Source organism: Brevundimonas aurantiaca, assembly GCF_014199955.1.
Classification (GTDB): domain Bacteria; phylum Pseudomonadota; class Alphaproteobacteria; order Caulobacterales; family Caulobacteraceae; genus Brevundimonas; species Brevundimonas aurantiaca.
On the sequence record NZ_JACHOQ010000013.1, the window covers coordinates 1 to 16319 of the forward strand.

19 protein-coding genes are annotated in these 16319 nt (G+C 69.1%); 14 read left to right on the top strand and 5 right to left on the bottom strand.

Translation table 11 applies throughout. The features are described 5' to 3' along the window. The first annotated feature begins 439 nt into the window (after nt 1–439). Nucleotides 440–1645, top strand: a complete 1206-nt coding sequence (locus tag GGQ93_RS15115) for a saccharopine dehydrogenase family protein (protein WP_183218150.1) — start codon at nt 440–442, stop codon at nt 1643–1645. An 11-nt stretch (nt 1646–1656) separates the two neighbouring features. Beyond that, nucleotides 1657–2835 carry a carboxynorspermidine decarboxylase gene (locus tag GGQ93_RS15120; RefSeq protein ID WP_224764460.1) on the top strand — a complete coding sequence of 393 codons (1179 nt, stop codon included), beginning with the start codon at nt 1657–1659 and terminating at the stop codon, nt 2833–2835. Nucleotides 2836–2847: 12 nt separating this feature from the next. On the opposite strand, the gene GGQ93_RS15125 is transcribed toward GGQ93_RS15120, so the two are convergent. The 4 genes from GGQ93_RS15125 to GGQ93_RS15140 form a co-directional block, all read right to left on the bottom strand. Next, the gene (locus GGQ93_RS15125) at nt 2848–3753 is read right to left on the bottom strand and encodes a cobalamin biosynthesis protein CbiG (protein ID WP_183218152.1); all 906 of its coding nucleotides are present in this window, start codon (nt 3751–3753) and stop codon (nt 2848–2850) included. 81 nt (nt 3754–3834) lie between these two features. Continuing rightward, nucleotides 3835–4350: a hypothetical protein gene (locus tag GGQ93_RS15130; RefSeq protein ID WP_183218154.1), complete on the bottom strand. Its 516-nt coding sequence runs from the start codon at nt 4348–4350 to the stop codon at nt 3835–3837. Nucleotides 4351–4353: 3 nt separating this feature from the next. Beyond that, nucleotides 4354–5151, bottom strand: coding sequence for an exodeoxyribonuclease III (gene xth / locus GGQ93_RS15135; RefSeq protein WP_183218156.1), 798 nt, complete (start codon nt 5149–5151; stop codon nt 4354–4356). 101 nt (nt 5152–5252) lie between these two features. Next, nucleotides 5253–6182, bottom strand: coding sequence for a hypothetical protein (locus GGQ93_RS15140; protein WP_183218158.1), 930 nt, complete (start codon nt 6180–6182; stop codon nt 5253–5255). Between the two features lie 125 nt (nt 6183–6307). On the opposite strand from GGQ93_RS15140, the gene GGQ93_RS15145 reads away from it, so the two are divergent. The 6 genes from GGQ93_RS15145 to GGQ93_RS15170 all read left to right on the top strand — a co-directional run bounded on the left by GGQ93_RS15145 (nt 6308) and on the right by GGQ93_RS15170 (nt 11774). Further along, nucleotides 6308–7393: an MBL fold metallo-hydrolase gene (locus tag GGQ93_RS15145; protein ID WP_224764459.1), complete on the top strand. Its 1086-nt coding sequence runs from the start codon at nt 6308–6310 to the stop codon at nt 7391–7393. After that, complete coding sequence (locus tag GGQ93_RS15150; protein WP_183218160.1) at nt 7390–8163, top strand: enoyl-CoA hydratase; 774 nt, start codon at nt 7390–7392, stop codon at nt 8161–8163. Before GGQ93_RS15145 ends, GGQ93_RS15150 begins: the two co-directional genes overlap by 4 nt. A gap of 72 nt (nt 8164–8235) precedes the next feature. Then, nucleotides 8236–8742, top strand: coding sequence for a GNAT family N-acetyltransferase (locus GGQ93_RS15155; RefSeq protein ID WP_183218162.1), 507 nt, complete (start codon nt 8236–8238; stop codon nt 8740–8742). A gap of 607 nt (nt 8743–9349) precedes the next feature. Further along, nucleotides 9350–9904, top strand: coding sequence for a DUF1285 domain-containing protein (locus GGQ93_RS15160; RefSeq protein WP_054765090.1), 555 nt, complete (start codon nt 9350–9352; stop codon nt 9902–9904). After that, on the top strand, nt 9901–10575 hold the full coding sequence (locus GGQ93_RS15165) for a CoA pyrophosphatase (protein WP_183218164.1): 675 nt from the start codon (nt 9901–9903) through the stop codon (nt 10573–10575). The genes GGQ93_RS15160 and GGQ93_RS15165 overlap by 4 nt, the downstream gene beginning before the upstream one ends. Continuing rightward, a complete protein-coding gene (locus GGQ93_RS15170; protein ID WP_183218166.1) occupies nt 10572–11774 on the top strand; it encodes a CCA tRNA nucleotidyltransferase in 1203 nt (400 codons plus the stop codon). The genes GGQ93_RS15165 and GGQ93_RS15170 overlap by 4 nt, the downstream gene beginning before the upstream one ends. 9 nt (nt 11775–11783) lie before the next feature. Here the strand turns inward: GGQ93_RS15170 and GGQ93_RS15175 are convergent, their stop codons facing one another. Further along, on the bottom strand, nt 11784–12737 hold the full coding sequence (locus GGQ93_RS15175; RefSeq protein ID WP_183218167.1) for an endonuclease/exonuclease/phosphatase family protein: 954 nt from the start codon (nt 12735–12737) through the stop codon (nt 11784–11786). A gap of 66 nt (nt 12738–12803) precedes the next feature. Between GGQ93_RS15175 and GGQ93_RS15180 the strand changes: the two genes are divergently transcribed. From GGQ93_RS15180 to GGQ93_RS15205, 6 genes are all read left to right on the top strand, one after another. Continuing rightward, nucleotides 12804–13265: a DUF4112 domain-containing protein gene (locus tag GGQ93_RS15180; protein WP_183218169.1), complete on the top strand. Its 462-nt coding sequence runs from the start codon at nt 12804–12806 to the stop codon at nt 13263–13265. Nucleotides 13266–13410: 145 nt separating this feature from the next. Further along, a complete protein-coding gene (locus tag GGQ93_RS16455; protein WP_183218171.1) occupies nt 13411–14892 on the top strand; it encodes a DUF2793 domain-containing protein in 1482 nt (493 codons plus the stop codon). After that, nucleotides 14889–15044, top strand: coding sequence for a hypothetical protein (locus GGQ93_RS15190; protein ID WP_152949778.1), 156 nt, complete (start codon nt 14889–14891; stop codon nt 15042–15044). Before GGQ93_RS16455 ends, GGQ93_RS15190 begins: the two co-directional genes overlap by 4 nt. Then, nucleotides 15041–15328 (top strand): hypothetical protein, encoded by a 288-nt coding sequence (locus GGQ93_RS15195; RefSeq protein ID WP_152949779.1) that lies wholly within the window; start codon nt 15041–15043, stop codon nt 15326–15328. The genes GGQ93_RS15190 and GGQ93_RS15195 overlap by 4 nt, the downstream gene beginning before the upstream one ends. Next, nucleotides 15325–15708, top strand: a complete 384-nt coding sequence (locus GGQ93_RS15200) for a M15 family metallopeptidase (RefSeq protein WP_183218173.1) — start codon at nt 15325–15327, stop codon at nt 15706–15708. Before GGQ93_RS15195 ends, GGQ93_RS15200 begins: the two co-directional genes overlap by 4 nt. Then, nucleotides 15705–16199: a hypothetical protein gene (locus GGQ93_RS15205; protein WP_183218175.1), complete on the top strand. Its 495-nt coding sequence runs from the start codon at nt 15705–15707 to the stop codon at nt 16197–16199. The genes GGQ93_RS15200 and GGQ93_RS15205 overlap by 4 nt, the downstream gene beginning before the upstream one ends. The last annotated feature ends 120 nt before the right edge of the window (nt 16200–16319 follow it).

Sequence of the window (16319 nt, forward strand, 5' to 3'; positions counted from 1 at the left end):
GCTACGCTGAACGGCCTCTTGCCAACCCCACCAACCCCAGTTCAGATCACCAAAGGACTCTCGTTATGGCTGGATGAGAAACGGGGGTCACGTCACCGCCCATTGGATTTTTATCCTGGTGATTGGCGTTGCGGGCCTAATCCTCAGTATCGTAGGCGCGACCCCGGTGATTTCTCAGTGGCTTGACCATACGCCAGCGCAAGCCGCGACGAGCGCCGCGCTTCCGCTGAAGAAGGTAAAAGTGCCCCCAGCACCTAAAGCCCACCAGTGAGCGGCCTGTAGCGAAAGTGGAAAAACCGACGACCGGTCAAACATCCCCCCGAATTCGTCCCAATCCCCCCCCCGCATTAGCGGTCCTGTCATCATCGTGCTATGAGCCCCGCCCTTTATACGGGCGGCGATGTCGCCGAGGCCTTTCAAGACTTCAGGAGAAGCACAGATGAGCAGGGTGCTGGTCATTGGCGCCGGCGGCGTCAGTTCGGTCGCCGTCCACAAGATGGCGATGAATTCGGACATCTTTTCGCACATCACCCTGGCCAGCCGCACCAAGGCCAAGTGCGACGCCATCGCCGAATCGGTGAAGTCGCGCTTCGGCGTGACCATCGACACGGCGGCGATCGACGCCGACGACGTGGCCGCGACCACCGCCCTGATCCAGTCGGTCAAGCCGGCCCTGGTGGTCAACCTGGCCCTGCCGTACCAGGACCTGTCGATCATGGACGCCTGCCTGGCCGCCGGCGTCAACTATCTCGACACCGCCAACTATGAGCCGCGCGACGAGGCCAAGTTCGAATACAAGTGGCAGTGGGCCTATCAGGACCGCTTCAAGGACGCCGGTCTGATGGCCCTCTTGGGCTCGGGCTTCGACCCCGGCGTGACCTCGGTCTTCACCACCTACACCAAGAAGCACCTGCTGGATTCGATCGAGACCCTCGACATCCTGGACTGCAACGGCGGCGACACCGGCCTGCCGTTCGCGACCAACTTCAACCCCGAGATCAATCTGCGCGAAGTGACCGCCAATTCACGTCACTGGGAGAACGGCCAGTGGGTCGAGGGCCCGGCGCTCAGCCACAAGCAGACCTTCGATTTCGAGGGCGTGGGGCCGAAGAACATGTACCTCATGTACCATGAAGAACTGGAGTCGCTGGCGAAATTCTATCCGGAAATCAAGCGGATACGCTTCTGGATGACCTTCGGCGACAGCTACCTCAAGCACCTGGAGGTGCTGGAGAATATCGGCATGACCTCGATCGAGCCGATGATGTTCCAGGGTCGCGAGATCATTCCGATCGAGTTCCTGAAGGCCCTGCTGCCCGAGCCCGCCTCCCTGGGTCCGATCACCAAGGGCAAGACCAATATCGGCACCATCGCCACCGGCCTGAAGGACGGGGTGCAGAAGACGGTCTACGTCAAGAACATCTGCGACCACCAGGAGGCCTATGCCGAGACCGGCAACCAGGCCGTCAGCTACACCACCGGCGTCCCCGCCATGATCGGCGCGGCCCTGATGCTGACCGGCCAGTGGAAGGGCGAGGGGGTGTTCAACATGGAGCAGCTGGATCCCGATCCCTTCATGGACATGCTGAACAAGCACGGTTTGCCGTGGACGGTCGAGGAACTCGACGCCCCGCTGGACTTCTGAGGATAAGCCCCATGGTCATGCAGACCCAGGCCGGCGGACCGGGCGCCTTCGCCCGGTTCGATCTGAACCGCGTCCCGTCGCCCGCCTTCGTGGTCGACGAGGTCGCTGTGCGTCGCAACCTGGCCGTCCTTCAGGACGTCGGGGCGCGGGCGGACGCCCGGGTGCTGCTGGCCCTGAAGGCCTTCTCCATGTGGTCGCTGGCCGACGTCGTCGGGGAATATCTCGACGGGGTCTGCGCCTCGGGCCTGTGGGAAGCCCGCCTGGCGCGGGAGTTCTACAAGGGCCACCTGACCACCTATTCCCCGGCCTATAAGCCCGCCGACCTGCCCGAGATCCTGCGGCTGTCGGACACGGTCATCTTCAACGCCCCGGACCAGATCGCCCGCTTCGCCGACCTGATCGCCGCCGCCCGTGCAGAGGGCGAGACGTTCGACATCGGCCTGCGGCTGAACCCGGAGCATTCGGAAGGCGAGGTCGCCAAATATGACCCCTGCCAGCTGGGCTCGCGGCTGGGCTTTCCGGTGTCGCAGCTGACGGCCGAGCATCTGAACGGCGTCGACGGCCTGCACATCCACGCCCTGTGCGAACAGGGGTTCGAGCCGCTTGAGCGGATCTGGGCCGCCGTGGAGCCGAAGCTGGCGCCCCTGCTGCCCGACCTGAAATGGATCAACCTGGGCGGCGGCCATCATGTGACCCGCGCCGACTATCGGATCGACGCCCTGGTCGCCTTCCTGAAGGATCTGGGGCAGCGCTACGGGCTTCAGGTCTATATCGAGCCGGGCGAGGCCATTGCGCTGGACGCCGGGATACTGGTGGGCGAGGTGCTGGACACCTTCCACAACGGCCTGCCCATCGCCGTCACCGACATCTCGGCCACCTGCCACATGCCGGACGTGATCGAGGCCCCCTATCGTCCGGCCATGCTGAACGAGGCGGAGAACGGCGTGACCTACCGCCTGGGCGGCCCCTCCTGCCTGGCCGGCGACATCATCGGCGACTATGGCTTCGCCACTGCGCCGACCGCCGGAACCCGCATCGCCTTTCTGGACCAGGCCCACTATTCGATGGTGAAGACCAACACCTTCAACGGGGTGCCGCTGCCGGCCATCGCCCTGTGGAACAGCGACACCGACGCGCTGAAGCTGGTTCGCGAGTTCGACTGGTCAGAGTTCCGCGACCGCCTGTCCTGACGGACCTGGGGGTCAGACCCCCAGGATCCAGCCTTCTTCCTGCTCCACCTGGGCGATCAGTTCGGGCGTGGCGTCCTTGGGCGGGCCGAAGGCCTTGGCCAGTTCGCCGGCCTCGTCCATATGGGCCAGGGCCTCGGCGGTGGAGCGGACCTGGGCCTGATCCTTGAACTCGCCCTCATGGGGCTTGCCGTCGAACATCGAGGGCCAGACCTCGACCACCAGGGCCGACAGGGGCTCGACATCCTCAGGGCTAAGCGCGCGCCAGCCGGTGCCGAACGGCCAGACGGCGCCCGAAGGTCCCAGAGATTCCAACAGCCTGCGCACGGCCGGTATGCCCACCAGGGTCTGGCCGCCCACGGCGCCGGCCCCGTGCATCTGCCACACGCTCTTGGGCTGCAGCCGGCCCTTGCGCGCCGCATTCTCGGTCGCCCGGAACTCGGGGATGTCGGCTCCGGCGCCGGCGGGCGGCTTGGTGGTCGTCAGCCAGCGCTGCGCCTGTTTGGCCGGGGCGCCCCACAGGGGCCAGGCCTCGTCCGTCATCAGCCGGTTCATCTTGGCCGCCACCTGATAGCGGTTGTTCGTATTGTCGGCCTTGTCCACCACATTGGCGGCGATGAATTTCCACATGGCTTGCCAGGGTGTTCCCTCCAGCTTCAGCCGCGCGGCCGTGCCGACGGGATAGCCGAAGTTGAAGTCCAGCCCGACCAGAACCCGGTCGCCGCGCTTTCGGTGGTCCGCCAGGATCGAGGTCAGCAGGGCCTCGCCCTCGGCCCGGGTCGCGACATTGTGCGTCTCGGTATAGAGGCGGAAGCGGACGTCGCGCTTGGCCACCCCGATCCACAGCGAGCTGTCGCCCAGCTTCTTGGTCTCGGCGGCGGTCCAGTCGGCGACGACATAGGCGTCGAATAGGCGGGCCAAGGCGGCCTCCCGTAAAAAGGCGTGTCGTTAGGAATGAGCGGGGGTTCTAGACCGCTCGCCGCCCAATCGGAAGGGGGGCGGTCAGCTCTTCAGCAGGGCTTCCAGGTGCGACAGCCAGCGCCGGCCCAGCCGCAGCGCCTCGCCGGGCGAGCCGGTTCCGCCGGCCAGGGCTGCGTCCCACAGGGCCAGTTCGAACTCGGGATGACGGGCGTCTGCGAACATCAGCCGCAGCACCACCTGTTCGGCGTCCGGCGCCATGACGTCCAGCGACTTGCGCGTCTCGCCGCGCCGGATGCGGGCCACCACATGGCCGTCGACGATGATCTCGCCGCCCTCGACCTCCTCGAAGGCGTAGGCCAGGCCGTGGGCGCCGTTGGCCCACAGGACCACCACCTGTTCGACGTCGAAGTTCAGGGCGCAGGCCCGGCCCTCACGGGGGGAAACGGCCTCGACCTCAGGCGGGGCGCCGAGGGCTTTCAGAAGGGCCCGGCGTATCCGGCGCGGCGGCTCCATCCACCAGGACAGGCCCAGGGCCAGGGTCGTCAGCAGGGCCGCCGCCAAGGCGATCAGCAGGACCACCCGAACGACCTCGGCCATGGGTCAGCCCTCCGATCCGGCCGACAGGTCCAGATCGACCACCACCGGCACATGGTCGCTGGGCTTGTCCATCTCGCGGGCCTCGCGATGGGTCTCGATCCCCCGGAGCCGGTCCGCCGCCTGGGGCGAGAGCAGGGCGAAGTCGATGCGGATGCCGTGGTTCCTCTGCCAGGCGCCGGCCTGATAGTCCCAGAAGCTGTAGGTTCCGGCGGGTTCGTTGGCGACTTCGTGCGCATCGGCCAGGCCCAGATTCTTCAGGGCACGGAAGGCCCGGCGGCTCTGGGGCTGGAACAGGGCATCGTCGGTCCAGGCGGCGTGGTTCTTGGCGTCTTCCGGCTCGGGAATGACGTTGTAGTCGCCGCACAGGGCCAGCGGCTCCTCGAAGGCCAGCAGGTCGCGGGCGTGGCGGTTCAGCCGCTCGAACCAGGCCAGCTTGTAGTCGAACTTCTCGGTCCCGATCGGATTGCCGTTCGGCAGATAGATGGAGGCCACCCGGATCGGCCGGGGCGCCTCGACCACCGCCTCCAGATAGCGGGCCTGTTCGTCGGTCTCGTCGCCCGGCAGGCCGCGCCGGATGTCCGACAGCGGGTGTTTCGACAGCAGGGCCACGCCGTTGTAGCTCTTCTGGCCGTGGGTCTCGACGTTGTAGCCCAGGCTCTCGAAGGCCTCGCGCGGAAACTTCTCGTCCACGCATTTGATCTCCTGGAAGCAGGCGACGTCGGGGGCGGCCTGTTCCAGCCAGGCCAGCACGGTGGGCAGGCGAGCGTTGACCGAGTTCACGTTCCAGGTGGCGATGCGCATGACGGGGACGCTAGGCTGCGTCTCGGTTTCGGGAAAGAGGCGCCGCAAACAAAAGGGCCGCCGGATCGCTCCGGCGGCCCCTTGCCGTCAATCGGTCTGTCTTAGGGGCGGCCGCCGGCCGGGGCGGGGGCCGCAGCAGGGGCCGGCGTCAGGATGCAGCCGCCGCCGATCCGCTGAGCGGTGGCGCAAGGGTAGATCTGCTGCACGACGTTCTCGGCGTTCACGCGGGCGATGACGCCGTCGGCGCCGGCGCATTTGGCTTCATAGAACATGCCGTTGGCGTTCTGGCCCATCAGGCGCGCCTCGGTGACGTCGCAGCCCGCCGCTTCCGATCCCGCCAGCAGTTGCTTCACCTGGGCCGCATTTTCGGCGGCGGTGGTGAAGGCGCAGGCGCCGCCTTCAGCCAGAACCTGGATACAGGGGGTCTTGGTCCAGTTGTCGTTCAACTGCTTGACCCAGAAGCCCGCCGCGTCGGCGCAGCCGACCTCATACATGACGCCTCCGTCGTTGGACTGACCCAGGACCTTGGCCTGGTCCACGGTGCAGGGGACGCCCGCCTTCTGGGCGTATTCGCGCAGAACCTTCTGGGTGTCGGTGTTGGCGGGGATGGTGCATTGCGGGCCGACGTCGGCGGCGGGATCGCGCTCGCGCACCACCGAGGCCGAATGGGCCAGAAGCACACAATCCGTGGCCGACGGCGGGGTCTTGGATTCGATCATGAAGCCCGGGCCAGTGGCGCAGGCGACCTCATAGACCGAGGTCTTGGCGGCGGTTTCGCCCAGCAGCTTGGCTTCGGTGACCTGGCAGTTGGTGTTGGCCAGGGTGGCCTGTTCCTGAGCCGCCGCCATGATCTGCTCAGGCGTCGGCGGCGCAGGGCGGCGTTCGCGCCGTTGGCGCGCTGCGGCGGCTCGTGAAGAGCCTTCTGCAACAGCCTGGCGATCGTCATTGGCGCGGGTCTGGGCCGCGGCGGGAGCGACCGTAACGGCGCTGAACATCAGCGCCGCGAGGACGGCGGCGAAGCGGGCTTTCATGGAACACCTTGGAGATCTGAAAGGACTGAACGCTTCGTGGCCTTCTAATCGGGCAGGGTCAAGGCGGCTGTGGACGATGGAGGGCTGACGGGATTAAGGTCTGCGCGTTTTGATTGGAGACCCACTTGGCGGACGATGCGACGGCGGTGAAGACGGGGATGGACGCAAGAGGGCTGACCTACCCCATGCCCCAGACGCCCGCGGGAGGGGAGGCGATCGAAGTCGCCCCCGGCGTCCTGTGGATGCGGCTGACCCTGCCGTTCCAGCTGAACCACGTGAACGTCTACGCCCTGCAGGACGGCGACGGATGGACGGTGGTCGATACCGGCCTGCGCACGCCTGACAGTATTGCGGCCTGGGAAGCAGCGCTGGCCGGCGCGCTGGAAGGGCGCCCGATCCGCCGCCTGGTCTGCACCCATATGCACCCCGATCACGTCGGCCTGGCCGGCTGGCTGTGCGAGCGGAGCGGCGCGCCGCTGCTGATGTCGCGGCTGGAATATGTCACCGCCCGGATGCTGATGGCCGAAGAGGCCGGGGACGCCCCCGAGGACGGCGAACGCTACTATCGGGCCGCCGGGTGGAGCGAGGCCCAGATCGACCGCTGGCGCAAGGATTACGGCGGCTTCGCCAAGGGGGTGGCGGCGATGCCGCGCAGCTATCTGCGGCTGTCGGATGAGGATGTGATCCAGATCGACGGCGACGACTGGACCGTGGTGGTCGGGTCAGGCCACAGCCCGGAGCACGTTTGCCTGTGGCGTAGGTCTGACGACGTCTTCATCTCCGGCGATCAGATCCTGCCCCGGATTTCGTCGAACGTCTCGGTCTGGCCCACCGAGCCCGAAGCCGATCCGCTGGGCGACTGGATGGATTCGCTGGAGAAGCTGCGGCGCCTGCTGCCGGACGGGGCCTTCATTCTGCCGTCGCACGGCGAACCCTTCCTGGGCGTTCACGCCCGGCTCGACGCTCTGAAACGCGGCCATGAGACGGCGCTGAAACGGCTTGAGCGGACCTTGCGTCAACCGTCTAGGGTGATCGACGGCTTCTCCGCCGTCTTCGGGCGCGCGGTGGATGACAGCGTTCTGGGCATGGCCACGGGCGAGGCCCAGGCGCATCTGAACTATCTGGCAAAGCGCGGCCGCGCCCAACGGACGCGCGATGAGAACGGCGTCGACTGGTGGACGGCCGTCAAACGGGACGAGGAAACGACGTGAGCGAACATATCCGCACAGAACTGGCCGACGGCGTCCTGACCCTGACGCTGGACCGGGCCGACAAGAAGAACGCCATCACCCAGACCATGTACGCCGCATTGGCGGAGGCGGTCGAACGGGCGCGGACCGACGAGGCCGTGCGGGTTCTGCTGCTGCGGGCCGAAGGCGACAGCTTTTCGGCCGGCAATGACATCGGGGACTTCATCGCCATCGGCTCCCAGACAGAACAGCCGTTCGACATGCCGGTGTTCCGCTTCCTGAAGTCCCTGGCCGATCTGGACAAGCCGCTGGTGGCCGCGGTGAAGGGCCGGGCGGTCGGCATCGGCCTGACCATGCTGCTGCACTGCGACCTGGTGGTGGTGGCCGAGGACGCCTTGCTGTCGGTTCCGTTCGTCAATCTGGCCCTGGCGCCGGAGGCGGCCTCCAGCCTGCTGCTGCCGGCCGTGGTCGGTCATCAGCGGGCGTTCGAACTGTTCGCCCTGGGCGAGCCGGTCGACGGCCGGACGGCGGCGGCCTGGGGCCTGGCCAATCGCGTCGTTCCGGCGGAGGCGGTCGAGGCGACGGCGGCGGATCTGGCGGCCAAGGTGGCGGGCCGTGCGCCCAATTCGATCCGCAAGACCAAGCGGCTGATGCGCGATGCGGAAAGCCTGTGGGCCCTGATGCAGCGCGAGGGCGAAGCCTTCGGATCCCAGATGCGAAGCCCGGAAGCCATGGAGGCCTTCATGGCCTTCACCCAGAAGCGGGCGCCCGACTTTTCGAAGGCGGGCTGAAGGCGTCGCAAGACCGCGCCTTGATTCAGCGCAGCTTTGGTTCTAGGTGCGCGCGCCCCCGTCGGAGCGCCCATGTCGCACGCCTCTATCCAGATTTCGGCCCCTGACCCGGTCGCCGAGCCCATCGACCTTGAAACGCCTGCCGACGCGCCGGGCGTCGAGGCCTTGATTATGGCCGCCTTCGGTCCGGGCCGTTTCGCCAAGACGGCCGAGCGGCTGCGCGAGGGGACGCGACCCGCCGTGGGCTTCGTCGCCCATCGGCAGGGCCGGATCGTCGGGTCTGTCCGGCTATGGCCCGTGGTGATCGGCGCGACGCCCGGCCTGTTTTTGGGCCCCATCGCGGTCGAGGCGGCGGTTCGCAGCGAAGGGTTGGGCGCGCGTCTGGTTCAGGCCTGCGTCGATCATGCCCGTATGACGGCGACCGGCGGGATTCTGCTGGTCGGAGACCGGGCCTATTTCGAGCGGTTCGGCTTCGTCGCCGCACCCGACGCCCGCCTGCCGGGACCGGTCGATCAAAGGCGCGTGCTGTGGCTGGCGGTTGGGAATGAAACGGCGGTCGGCGGCGTCCGCATCGGCTGACCTTCCCTCGGCGGCTCATTGAACGCGAAAACAGTGTCCGATGTGTCCGACAAAAAAGGTGTCCGATGTGTCCGATCTGTCCGACGCCCCTTGTTTTTCAAGCGAAATCTCACCGGCCCCAATCGGCCTGTCCGGCGATGGGGGCCACGACGGCTGTGGGCTGACCGTCGCGTCGGCGAGGGTCTGACAAGGCCGAGGGATCGGACCAGAAAAAAGGTGTCCGATGTGTCCGATCTGTCCGACGGCCTTTGATCTTATTGCTAAAACAGCCGGACACGGATCGGACTGTCCGGCGGCGGTCCCGCCTAGCTCTCTCTCTCTGCGATGTCAAAGACCGGCGTCATTATAGGGGCGTCGAGCGAGGCGCCGGATCGTTCGGCGGCTGAGGCCGCAAGCCGTTGATACAGAGGGCGGGTTCTGGCGAGGTCGCGCGGGCGTCCAACGGCAGGTTCTGGGGCAGGCCCTGGCGCGCCGGGGGACGGAGAGGACGGGGGATGAAGGCGGGCGACGCCTCGCCTTGATCGGACGGGAGGGCCGGCCGGATCGGCTGACGAAGAATCGCTTCGCGGTTCCGTCCAGGCCGATCAGCCACTAAGTCAGGGACGTCATGACAGAACCGGATGAAACGCCCAAAGGTCTGAACGCGGTCGCAGAGGCGGCGAAACAGGCGCCCGGCCGAGGACTGCCGCCGGTTCATCTGTGGAATCCGGCCCATTGCGGCGAGATCGACATCGTGATCCGCCGCGACGGCGTCTGGATGCACGAAGGATCGCCGATCGGGCGCGAGGCCCTTGTGCGGCTGTTCTCCACCGTTCTGCGCCTGGACCCGGACGGCTATCATCTGGTCACGCCGGTCGAGAAGATGAAGATCGAGGTCGAGGACCTGCCGTTTCGCGCCGTGGCGGTGCGGCGCGAGGGGGAGGACCTGATCTTCACCACCGACGTCGGCGACGAGGTGCGGGCCGGGGCGGACGACCCCCTGGTGGTGGACGAAGATCCCGAGACCGGCGAGCCGGCGCCGCGCGTGCATGTGCGCCGTGACCTGTGGGCGCGGATCACGCGGGCGGTCTTCTATGAATTGGTCGAGGCGGCCGAGGAGGCGGACGGGCGGCTGGTGGTCCGGTCCGGCGGGCAGGTGTTTCCTCTGGGAGCCGTGGCGTGAGTCTGGAGACCCTGAGGCGCAGACTTTCGGAGCGGCTGGCGCCGATCGGGGCCTGGCGGGCGGAGGCGGCGCCGGCGCGTTCCGATTTCGATCTCAATCCCCAGGCGGCGCGGCCTGTGCGGGAGTTGAGGCCGGCCGCCGTCCTGATCCCGGTCGTGGCGCGGCCGGAGGGGGCGACGGTTCTGCTGACCCGTCGGGCCGACACCCTGGCCCGGCACACGGGACAGATCGCCTTTCCGGGCGGTCGGCTGGACCCTGGTGAAACCGCCGTTCAGGCCGCCCTGCGCGAGGCCGACGAGGAGGTGGCGCTGAACCCCGCCGCCGTCGAGGTTCTGGGTCTGTCGGACGCCTATGAGACCGGCACGGGATTTCTGGTGACGCCGGTGATCGGATGGCTGGACCGTCCGCCCCTGACCCGGCCGTCGCCGGACGAGGTGGCGGAGGTGTTCGAGACGCCCTGGGACTTTTTGATGGACGCGGCCAATCACCGGCGGGACTTTTATGATTTGGAAGACGGTCTGCGGCGGTGGTTCTGGGCCATGCCCTGGCAGGAGCGCTACATCTGGGGCGTCACGGCCGGCATTCTGAAGGGACTTCACGCGCGTCTTTACGGCGACGAGGTCGACCCGGAACGCGCGGCCGAGCGGGACGCCGCCGAGGTTGAGGCATGACGGCCTCGGTGCAAGGCCAGCCCTGGCTGGAGGCGACGGCCACCCGCGCCGTCATGGCGGCGCTGGAAGCGGCGGGCGGCGCCGACTGCGCCCGCTTCGTCGGGGGCTGCGTCCGCAACAGCCTGATGGGCCGTGCGGTGGACGACATCGACATCGCCACGCGGCTGACGCCCGAACAGACGATGGCGGCGCTGAAGGCGGCAGGGCTGAAGGCTGTGCCGACGGGTGTTGAGCACGGCACGGTCACGGCGGTTTCAGAGCGGGCGCCCTATGAGATCACCACCCTGCGCCGCGACGTGGAGACCGACGGCCGGCGCGCCGTGGTGGCCTTCACCCAGGATTGGGCGGAGGATGCCGCGCGGCGGGACTTCCGCCTCAACGCCCTCTACGCCGATGCGACCGGCGTGGTGTTCGATCCGACGGGCGGGGGGCTGGCGGACGCCGCCGAGGGGCGGATCGTCTTCGTCGGCGAGGCCGAAACGCGCATCCGCGAAGACTATCTGCGCATCCTCCGCTTCTTCCGGTTTCAAGCCTGGTATGGGCGGGGCGCGCCGGACGCGACGGGACTGGCCGCCTGCGCCGCTCTGAAAAGCGGCATGGCGCGGCTCTCGGCCGAGCGGGTGTCCAAGGAGCTGTTGAAACTGCTGGCGGCGCCGGACCCGGTCGCCAGCGTGCGCGCCATGGAGAGGACGGGCGTGCTGAGCCAGGTCTTGCCGGAGGTTCGACCCCTGGCGATGTTCGAGGCCCTGAGCCGACGCAGCGGCGATCCTGTCCTGCGGCTGTCGGCGCTTCTGCCGGGTGATGAGACGGCGGTGCGACGGATCGCGGAAGGCTTGCGACTGTCCAACGCCGTGCGCGACCGGCTGGCGGCCGCCGTCGCCGAGGGGCCGGCGGTGAGGCCCGACATGGGCGCGGCCGAGGCGCGGGCTGCGATCTATCGGCTGGGGCGCCGCGCCTTTGAAGATCGGCTGGCGCGGGCGGAAGCGGCGGAAGGGAGCGACGGCGGTCCGCTGCGGCGGCTGGCCGAGGACTGGACGCCCCCCCGGCTGCCGGTCGGCGGCCGCGATCTGGCGCGGCTGGGGCTTCAGCCGGGACCGGACACGGGACGCATCCTCAAGGCCTTCGAGGAGGGCTGGGTGGCCGACGATTTTCCGACGGACGGCCATGAGGCCCGGCTGAAGGCCCTGATCGGCGGCTGAACCCGGAAGTCAGGGCGTGGCGCGGGTGAACTCGGTCACGACCGGATAGTGGTCCGAGCCGGTCGGTTCGCCGATGCGGCGGCTGAGCAGGGCCAGGTCCGGCGAGCGATAGACCTGGTCGATGGCGATACCCGCAAAGGCGGGCAGGGCCGAGGGCCAGGTGCCGGGAAAGCCGGGGGCGGGCAGGAGCCCCATGTCCGTCTTGATCTGGCGGCCGATCCGGGCGCTCGATACGCTGTTGAAGTCGCCGGCGGCGATGACCGGATGGGGCGGCGCGGCGCGTCGGCGCGCGTCCAGGGCCATGGCCTGGGTGATCTGGCCCCACTGATACTGATAGGGCCACGGCCGGGTCAGGTGGACGCCGAAGACGTTGATCGGGCCCAGGGGCGTCTCGACCACGGCGCCCACGGCCGACAGGCCGTCGCGAGAGGCGGGCAGGCGGCGCAGGATCGGATAGCGGGACGCGACGACCGAGAGGGCCCGGCCGCCCGGCGCCTCCGCCGCCCCCATGACCGCGCGGTGCGGATAGCCCGCCAGGAGGTCGTCCAGACGATCCGACGCCGCATCGCCCACCTCGATCAGCACCAGAATGTCGGCGTCCGCCGCTGCGATCGACCGCTTCATGGCGGCGACGTCGGTGTTTTCCACCCAGAGATTGGCCGAGTACAGTCGAACGACGGGCCGGTCGGGCGCGGCGCGACCCTGGGACGGCGCCCATTGAGGCCAGACGGCGATCGCCAGGACAAGAACCGAAGCGACGCCTGCGCCGGCGGCGGGCCAGAGGCGCAGGATCAGGCAGGCCAGGGTCACGCCGGACGCCGCCAAAAGGGCCGGCGCCGTGAACTGGGCCAGTATGTCCACCCAGCGATGTCCGACGCCGCTGAGCGCCGCCGCGCCGACGGTCGCCAGGCCGAGCAGGACCAGACCGGCGGCGGCGTTGGCTGCGGTCTTCAGCAACGACATCCTTATTGCCTTTCTCGGTGAACGCTGTTGGCTATGTCGCGTTGATGGGCCGCAGTGAGAGGCGACATGGCCAGACGGTCGATCAAGGATATCGAGAAAATCTGGTCCAATGTCGAGGGCGTCAAGAAACTGTCGGACCGGGTCATCGGCATAGGTCCGGTCGGCTTCGGCATGGACGCCCTCCTGACCTGGGCGCCAGTGGTCGGCACGGCCTATACGGCGGGCACGGGCGCCTGGCTGCTGTTGCAGGCGATTCGGGCCAAGGCGGCGCCTGGGACGCTGGCCAGAATGGCGGCCTATATGGCGCTGGATACGGCGACGGGCACGGTCCCCATCGCCGGCGACCTGATCGACACCTTCTTCCCCGGCCAGCTGCTGGCGGCCAAGGCCCTGCAAAAGGACATCGAAACCAGCCACTGGGTCGAGGACTCCGAAGCCAACGCCCGGGCCAGCGGCGAGCATGAACGCCATCTGGAGACGGTCAGGAACCACAAGTCCCTGCGTCGTGTGGTCTATCTGCACGACTGAGCCCTATGGGCATGGAGGCTTGATCCCGCTGGGGGCGGGGAAAATGTTCAAGTGAAAACAATCTCGTAATCCGCTCCTTCTCCGTCTGACGCGCCTGGGTTCGCGGCGGCGGCAGACTGATCTCCGACGATAAACGGAGAGCGCGATGAGCGAAGATTTCACGGCGCGGCTGGTCCTGCCCTATCTGGCGGCGGGGCAGATGCAGAAGCATGTGACCCTGAACGCCGCCCTGAGCCGCCTGGACGCTCTGGTGCAGACGGCGGTGATCAGCCGGTCGGTTTCGAACCAACCGGCCACGCCCGCGGACGGCGACCTCTACATCCTGCCGCTGGCGCCGGTCGGCCCGGCCTGGAGCGGGCGTCCGGCCGGCGCCCTGATGCGGTTCGAGGCGGGCGGCTGGACCGAGGTCGCCGCGCCCGTGGGACTGATCGCCCTGGTTCTGGACGCGGGCGTGAGCGTGGTCCGCAGCGCCGCCGGCTGGCGACCACTGGGCGACTGTCTGGGCGAGGCCCAGGGCCTGTCGCGCCTGGGGGTGGGAACGACGGCGGACGCCGCAAACCCCCTGGCGATCAAGAGCAACGCCGCCCTGTTTACGGCGCGCGGCTCGGGCGAGGGCGGCGACGGCGATCTGCGCCTGACCCTGAACAAGGAGGCAGCGGGCGACGTGCTGTCGCTGCTGTTCCAGAGCGGATACGGCGGTCGGGCGGAACTGGGTCTGGTCGGCGACGAGGACCTGAGCCTGAAGGTCAGCGCCGACGGCGGCGGTTGGCGCCGCGCCTTCGCCGTGGATCGAGCGACGGGCAGGGTCGCCTTCGATCAAGGCGCCACCCGGCGCGAAACCAGCGTCTTCACCGCGGACGGCGTCTATGCCCCGCCGACCTGGGCGCGGTGGATCGAGGTCGTCTGCGTCGGCGGCGGCGGCGGGGGCGGATCGGGCATGGCGGGGCCTTCGGGAACGGCGCGGTTCGGCGGCGGCGGCGGCGGGGCGGGCGGCTTGAGCGAAGGACGCTGGGCGGTCGAGGATCTGGCGGGGACGCTGGTGCTGACGGTCGGGGCGGGCGGGGTCGGCGGGGCCGCCGCTTCTGGGGCCGGGGCGGACGGCTCCAACGGAGGCTGGACCGCTCTGGGCGAGGGCGGAGGAATGCTGCTGAGCGCCGCCGGCGGCGCCGGGGGTCGGGGCGGGGGCGCGGCCGCCGGTCAGGGCGGCATCGGCGGCCTGGGGCTGCGCAGAGGCGATCCCGGCGGCGACAGTTCGATCACAGCGACGGCCCAAGGCGGGGGCGAAACCCTGTGTCCCGACGGCCCCGGCGGGGGCGGCGGGGGCGGGGGCCTGTCGACCGCCGATGCGCCCCGCGCGGGCGGTCCGGGCGGGATCGGCGGCTGGACCGGCCGACAAAGTCCCGGCGGAGCGGCGGGCCAACCCGGTCAAACGTCTTCAACGCCCAATCTGGCCTGGGTCGGCGGCGGAGGCGGCGGGGGCGACGCCCAGGCTGGAGGTCCAGGCCGGGCGGGCGGCCCAGGCGGCGGTTTCGGCGGCGGGGGCGGCGGGGGCGGCGGGGGCCTGAACCTGTCCGGCGCCGGGGGCGCAGGCGCGGGAGGCGTGATCCGCATCACGGCGATCGGATGAGCCGTTCGCCCGATGCGCCTGAACCGATCGAGGTCTTGGACAGGGACGCCTGGGATGCGCCGGAGGCGCTGAACGACTGGGATCGCCGCGCGCAAACCGGCTGGGACGGCCGACACTTCAGCGCGCCTTTTGATGAAGAGGACGAAGAATGATCAGACGCAGACGGCCGGTTTCGGACCGGTCTTTCAGTCCGCCCCTGGCGGAGGCGCGCTGGCTGTGGCGCAGGCTCTACGCCTTTATGGTCAGCGCCGGCCTGTGGGTCCTGCTGATGCGGACGGTGGGGCGAACGCCCCCCGAAATGCTGCCCAAGATGACGGACGGGCTGATGGGGCTGCTGGCCCTGATCCTGGTGCTCTATCTGGTCGCGCCGACGGCGCAGCAGCTGGCCGCCATGATCGCAACCGCCCGTCCTCGCCTGCCGGGAGGTCGGCCATGAGTTTCGGACTGTCCCAAAGCTCGCGCCGACGGCTCCTGGGCGTGCATCCCGCCCTGGTCGCCGTGGTCGAGGCCGCCATCGCGCGGAGCCCGGTCGATTTCCTGGTCACCGAGGGCGTTCGGACGCCCGAACGACAGGCGGCCCTGGTCGCCGCCGGCGCCAGCCGCACCCGACGCTCGCGCCATCTGACCGGCCACGCGGTCGATGTGGCGGCCCTGGTGGACGGCCGAATCCGCTGGGACTGGCCGCTCTACGGTCGGATCGCGGCGGCGTTCAAGGCGGCGGCCCAGGAGCTTGAGACCCCGATCATCTGGGGCGGCGACTGGCGGACCCTGCGGGACGGCCCCCATTTCGAACTGGATCGCAGGGTCTTTCCATGACCCCGGACGCTCTGAGGAAAGGTCTGCGGGCCGGGGGCTGGACGGCGGCCGTCGTTGCGGCCGTGGCGTTGACGGTCGCCCTGTTGGGCGGGCTGGGCTTTCGCTGGGATCCGCTGAACCTGGAGCAGCGCCGACGGGTTCGGGCCGAAGCCCGGGCGTCCGAGGCCGCAGCCTCGGCGAGGGCGGAGGGCGAGGCGCGGCGTCACGAGCAGGCGGGGACCGTCGCGCAACTCCGTCGATTGGAGCATTTCAAACAGCAGGAGACCCAGGCGACGCGGGCGACCGCCGTCGCCGTCTCCGAGGCGAAAAGGGCCGATGATGCAAACACTCTTCTGGAAAGCCGCCGCGCCGATCGTCTGCGCGCTCACGACCGCGAGCTGTGCCGGCTCGCCCCGGATCTCGCCGGTTGCGCCGCCGCGTCTGGCCTTGCCGGAGACGGCGAGCCGCCCCTGCGCCCTGGCGACGCTGCCGGCGGAGCCGACCCTGGCTGACCTTGAGGCCGCCTATATGTCGCGCGGCGCCCAGGTGCTGGCCTGTGACGGCGCTCGCCGGCTGGCGGTGGAGACGCTTCTGGCCGAGCGGGCGATGCAGGCGGCGGGACGGGCGTCCGT

Excerpts from the sequence above, each read along its gene's own strand:
- GGQ93_RS15170 (WP_183218166.1), top strand. The coding sequence starts at position 10,572 with ATGACGGCCTCGGTGCAAGGCCAGCCCTGGCTGGAGGCGACGGCCACC.
- GGQ93_RS15205 (WP_183218175.1), top strand. The coding sequence starts at position 15,705 with ATGACCCCGGACGCTCTGAGGAAAGGTCTGCGGGCCGGGGGCTGGACG.
- GGQ93_RS15115 (WP_183218150.1), top strand. The coding sequence starts at position 440 with ATGAGCAGGGTGCTGGTCATTGGCGCCGGCGGCGTCAGTTCGGTCGCC.
- xth (WP_183218156.1), bottom strand. The coding sequence starts at position 5,151 with ATGCGCATCGCCACCTGGAACGTGAACTCGGTCAACGCTCGCCTGCCC.
- GGQ93_RS15155 (WP_183218162.1), top strand. The coding sequence starts at position 8,236 with ATGTCGCACGCCTCTATCCAGATTTCGGCCCCTGACCCGGTCGCCGAG.
- GGQ93_RS15120 (WP_224764460.1), top strand. The coding sequence starts at position 1,657 with ATGGTCATGCAGACCCAGGCCGGCGGACCGGGCGCCTTCGCCCGGTTC.
- GGQ93_RS15130 (WP_183218154.1), bottom strand. The coding sequence starts at position 4,350 with ATGGCCGAGGTCGTTCGGGTGGTCCTGCTGATCGCCTTGGCGGCGGCC.
- GGQ93_RS15190 (WP_152949778.1), top strand. The coding sequence starts at position 14,889 with ATGAGCCGTTCGCCCGATGCGCCTGAACCGATCGAGGTCTTGGACAGG.
- GGQ93_RS15195 (WP_152949779.1), top strand. The coding sequence starts at position 15,041 with ATGATCAGACGCAGACGGCCGGTTTCGGACCGGTCTTTCAGTCCGCCC.
- GGQ93_RS15200 (WP_183218173.1), top strand. The coding sequence starts at position 15,325 with ATGAGTTTCGGACTGTCCCAAAGCTCGCGCCGACGGCTCCTGGGCGTG.
- GGQ93_RS16455 (WP_183218171.1), top strand. The coding sequence starts at position 13,411 with ATGAGCGAAGATTTCACGGCGCGGCTGGTCCTGCCCTATCTGGCGGCG.
- GGQ93_RS15175 (WP_183218167.1), bottom strand. The coding sequence starts at position 12,737 with ATGTCGTTGCTGAAGACCGCAGCCAACGCCGCCGCCGGTCTGGTCCTG.
- GGQ93_RS15160 (WP_054765090.1), top strand. The coding sequence starts at position 9,350 with ATGACAGAACCGGATGAAACGCCCAAAGGTCTGAACGCGGTCGCAGAG.
- GGQ93_RS15140 (WP_183218158.1), bottom strand. The coding sequence starts at position 6,182 with ATGAAAGCCCGCTTCGCCGCCGTCCTCGCGGCGCTGATGTTCAGCGCC.
- GGQ93_RS15180 (WP_183218169.1), top strand. The coding sequence starts at position 12,804 with ATGGCCAGACGGTCGATCAAGGATATCGAGAAAATCTGGTCCAATGTC.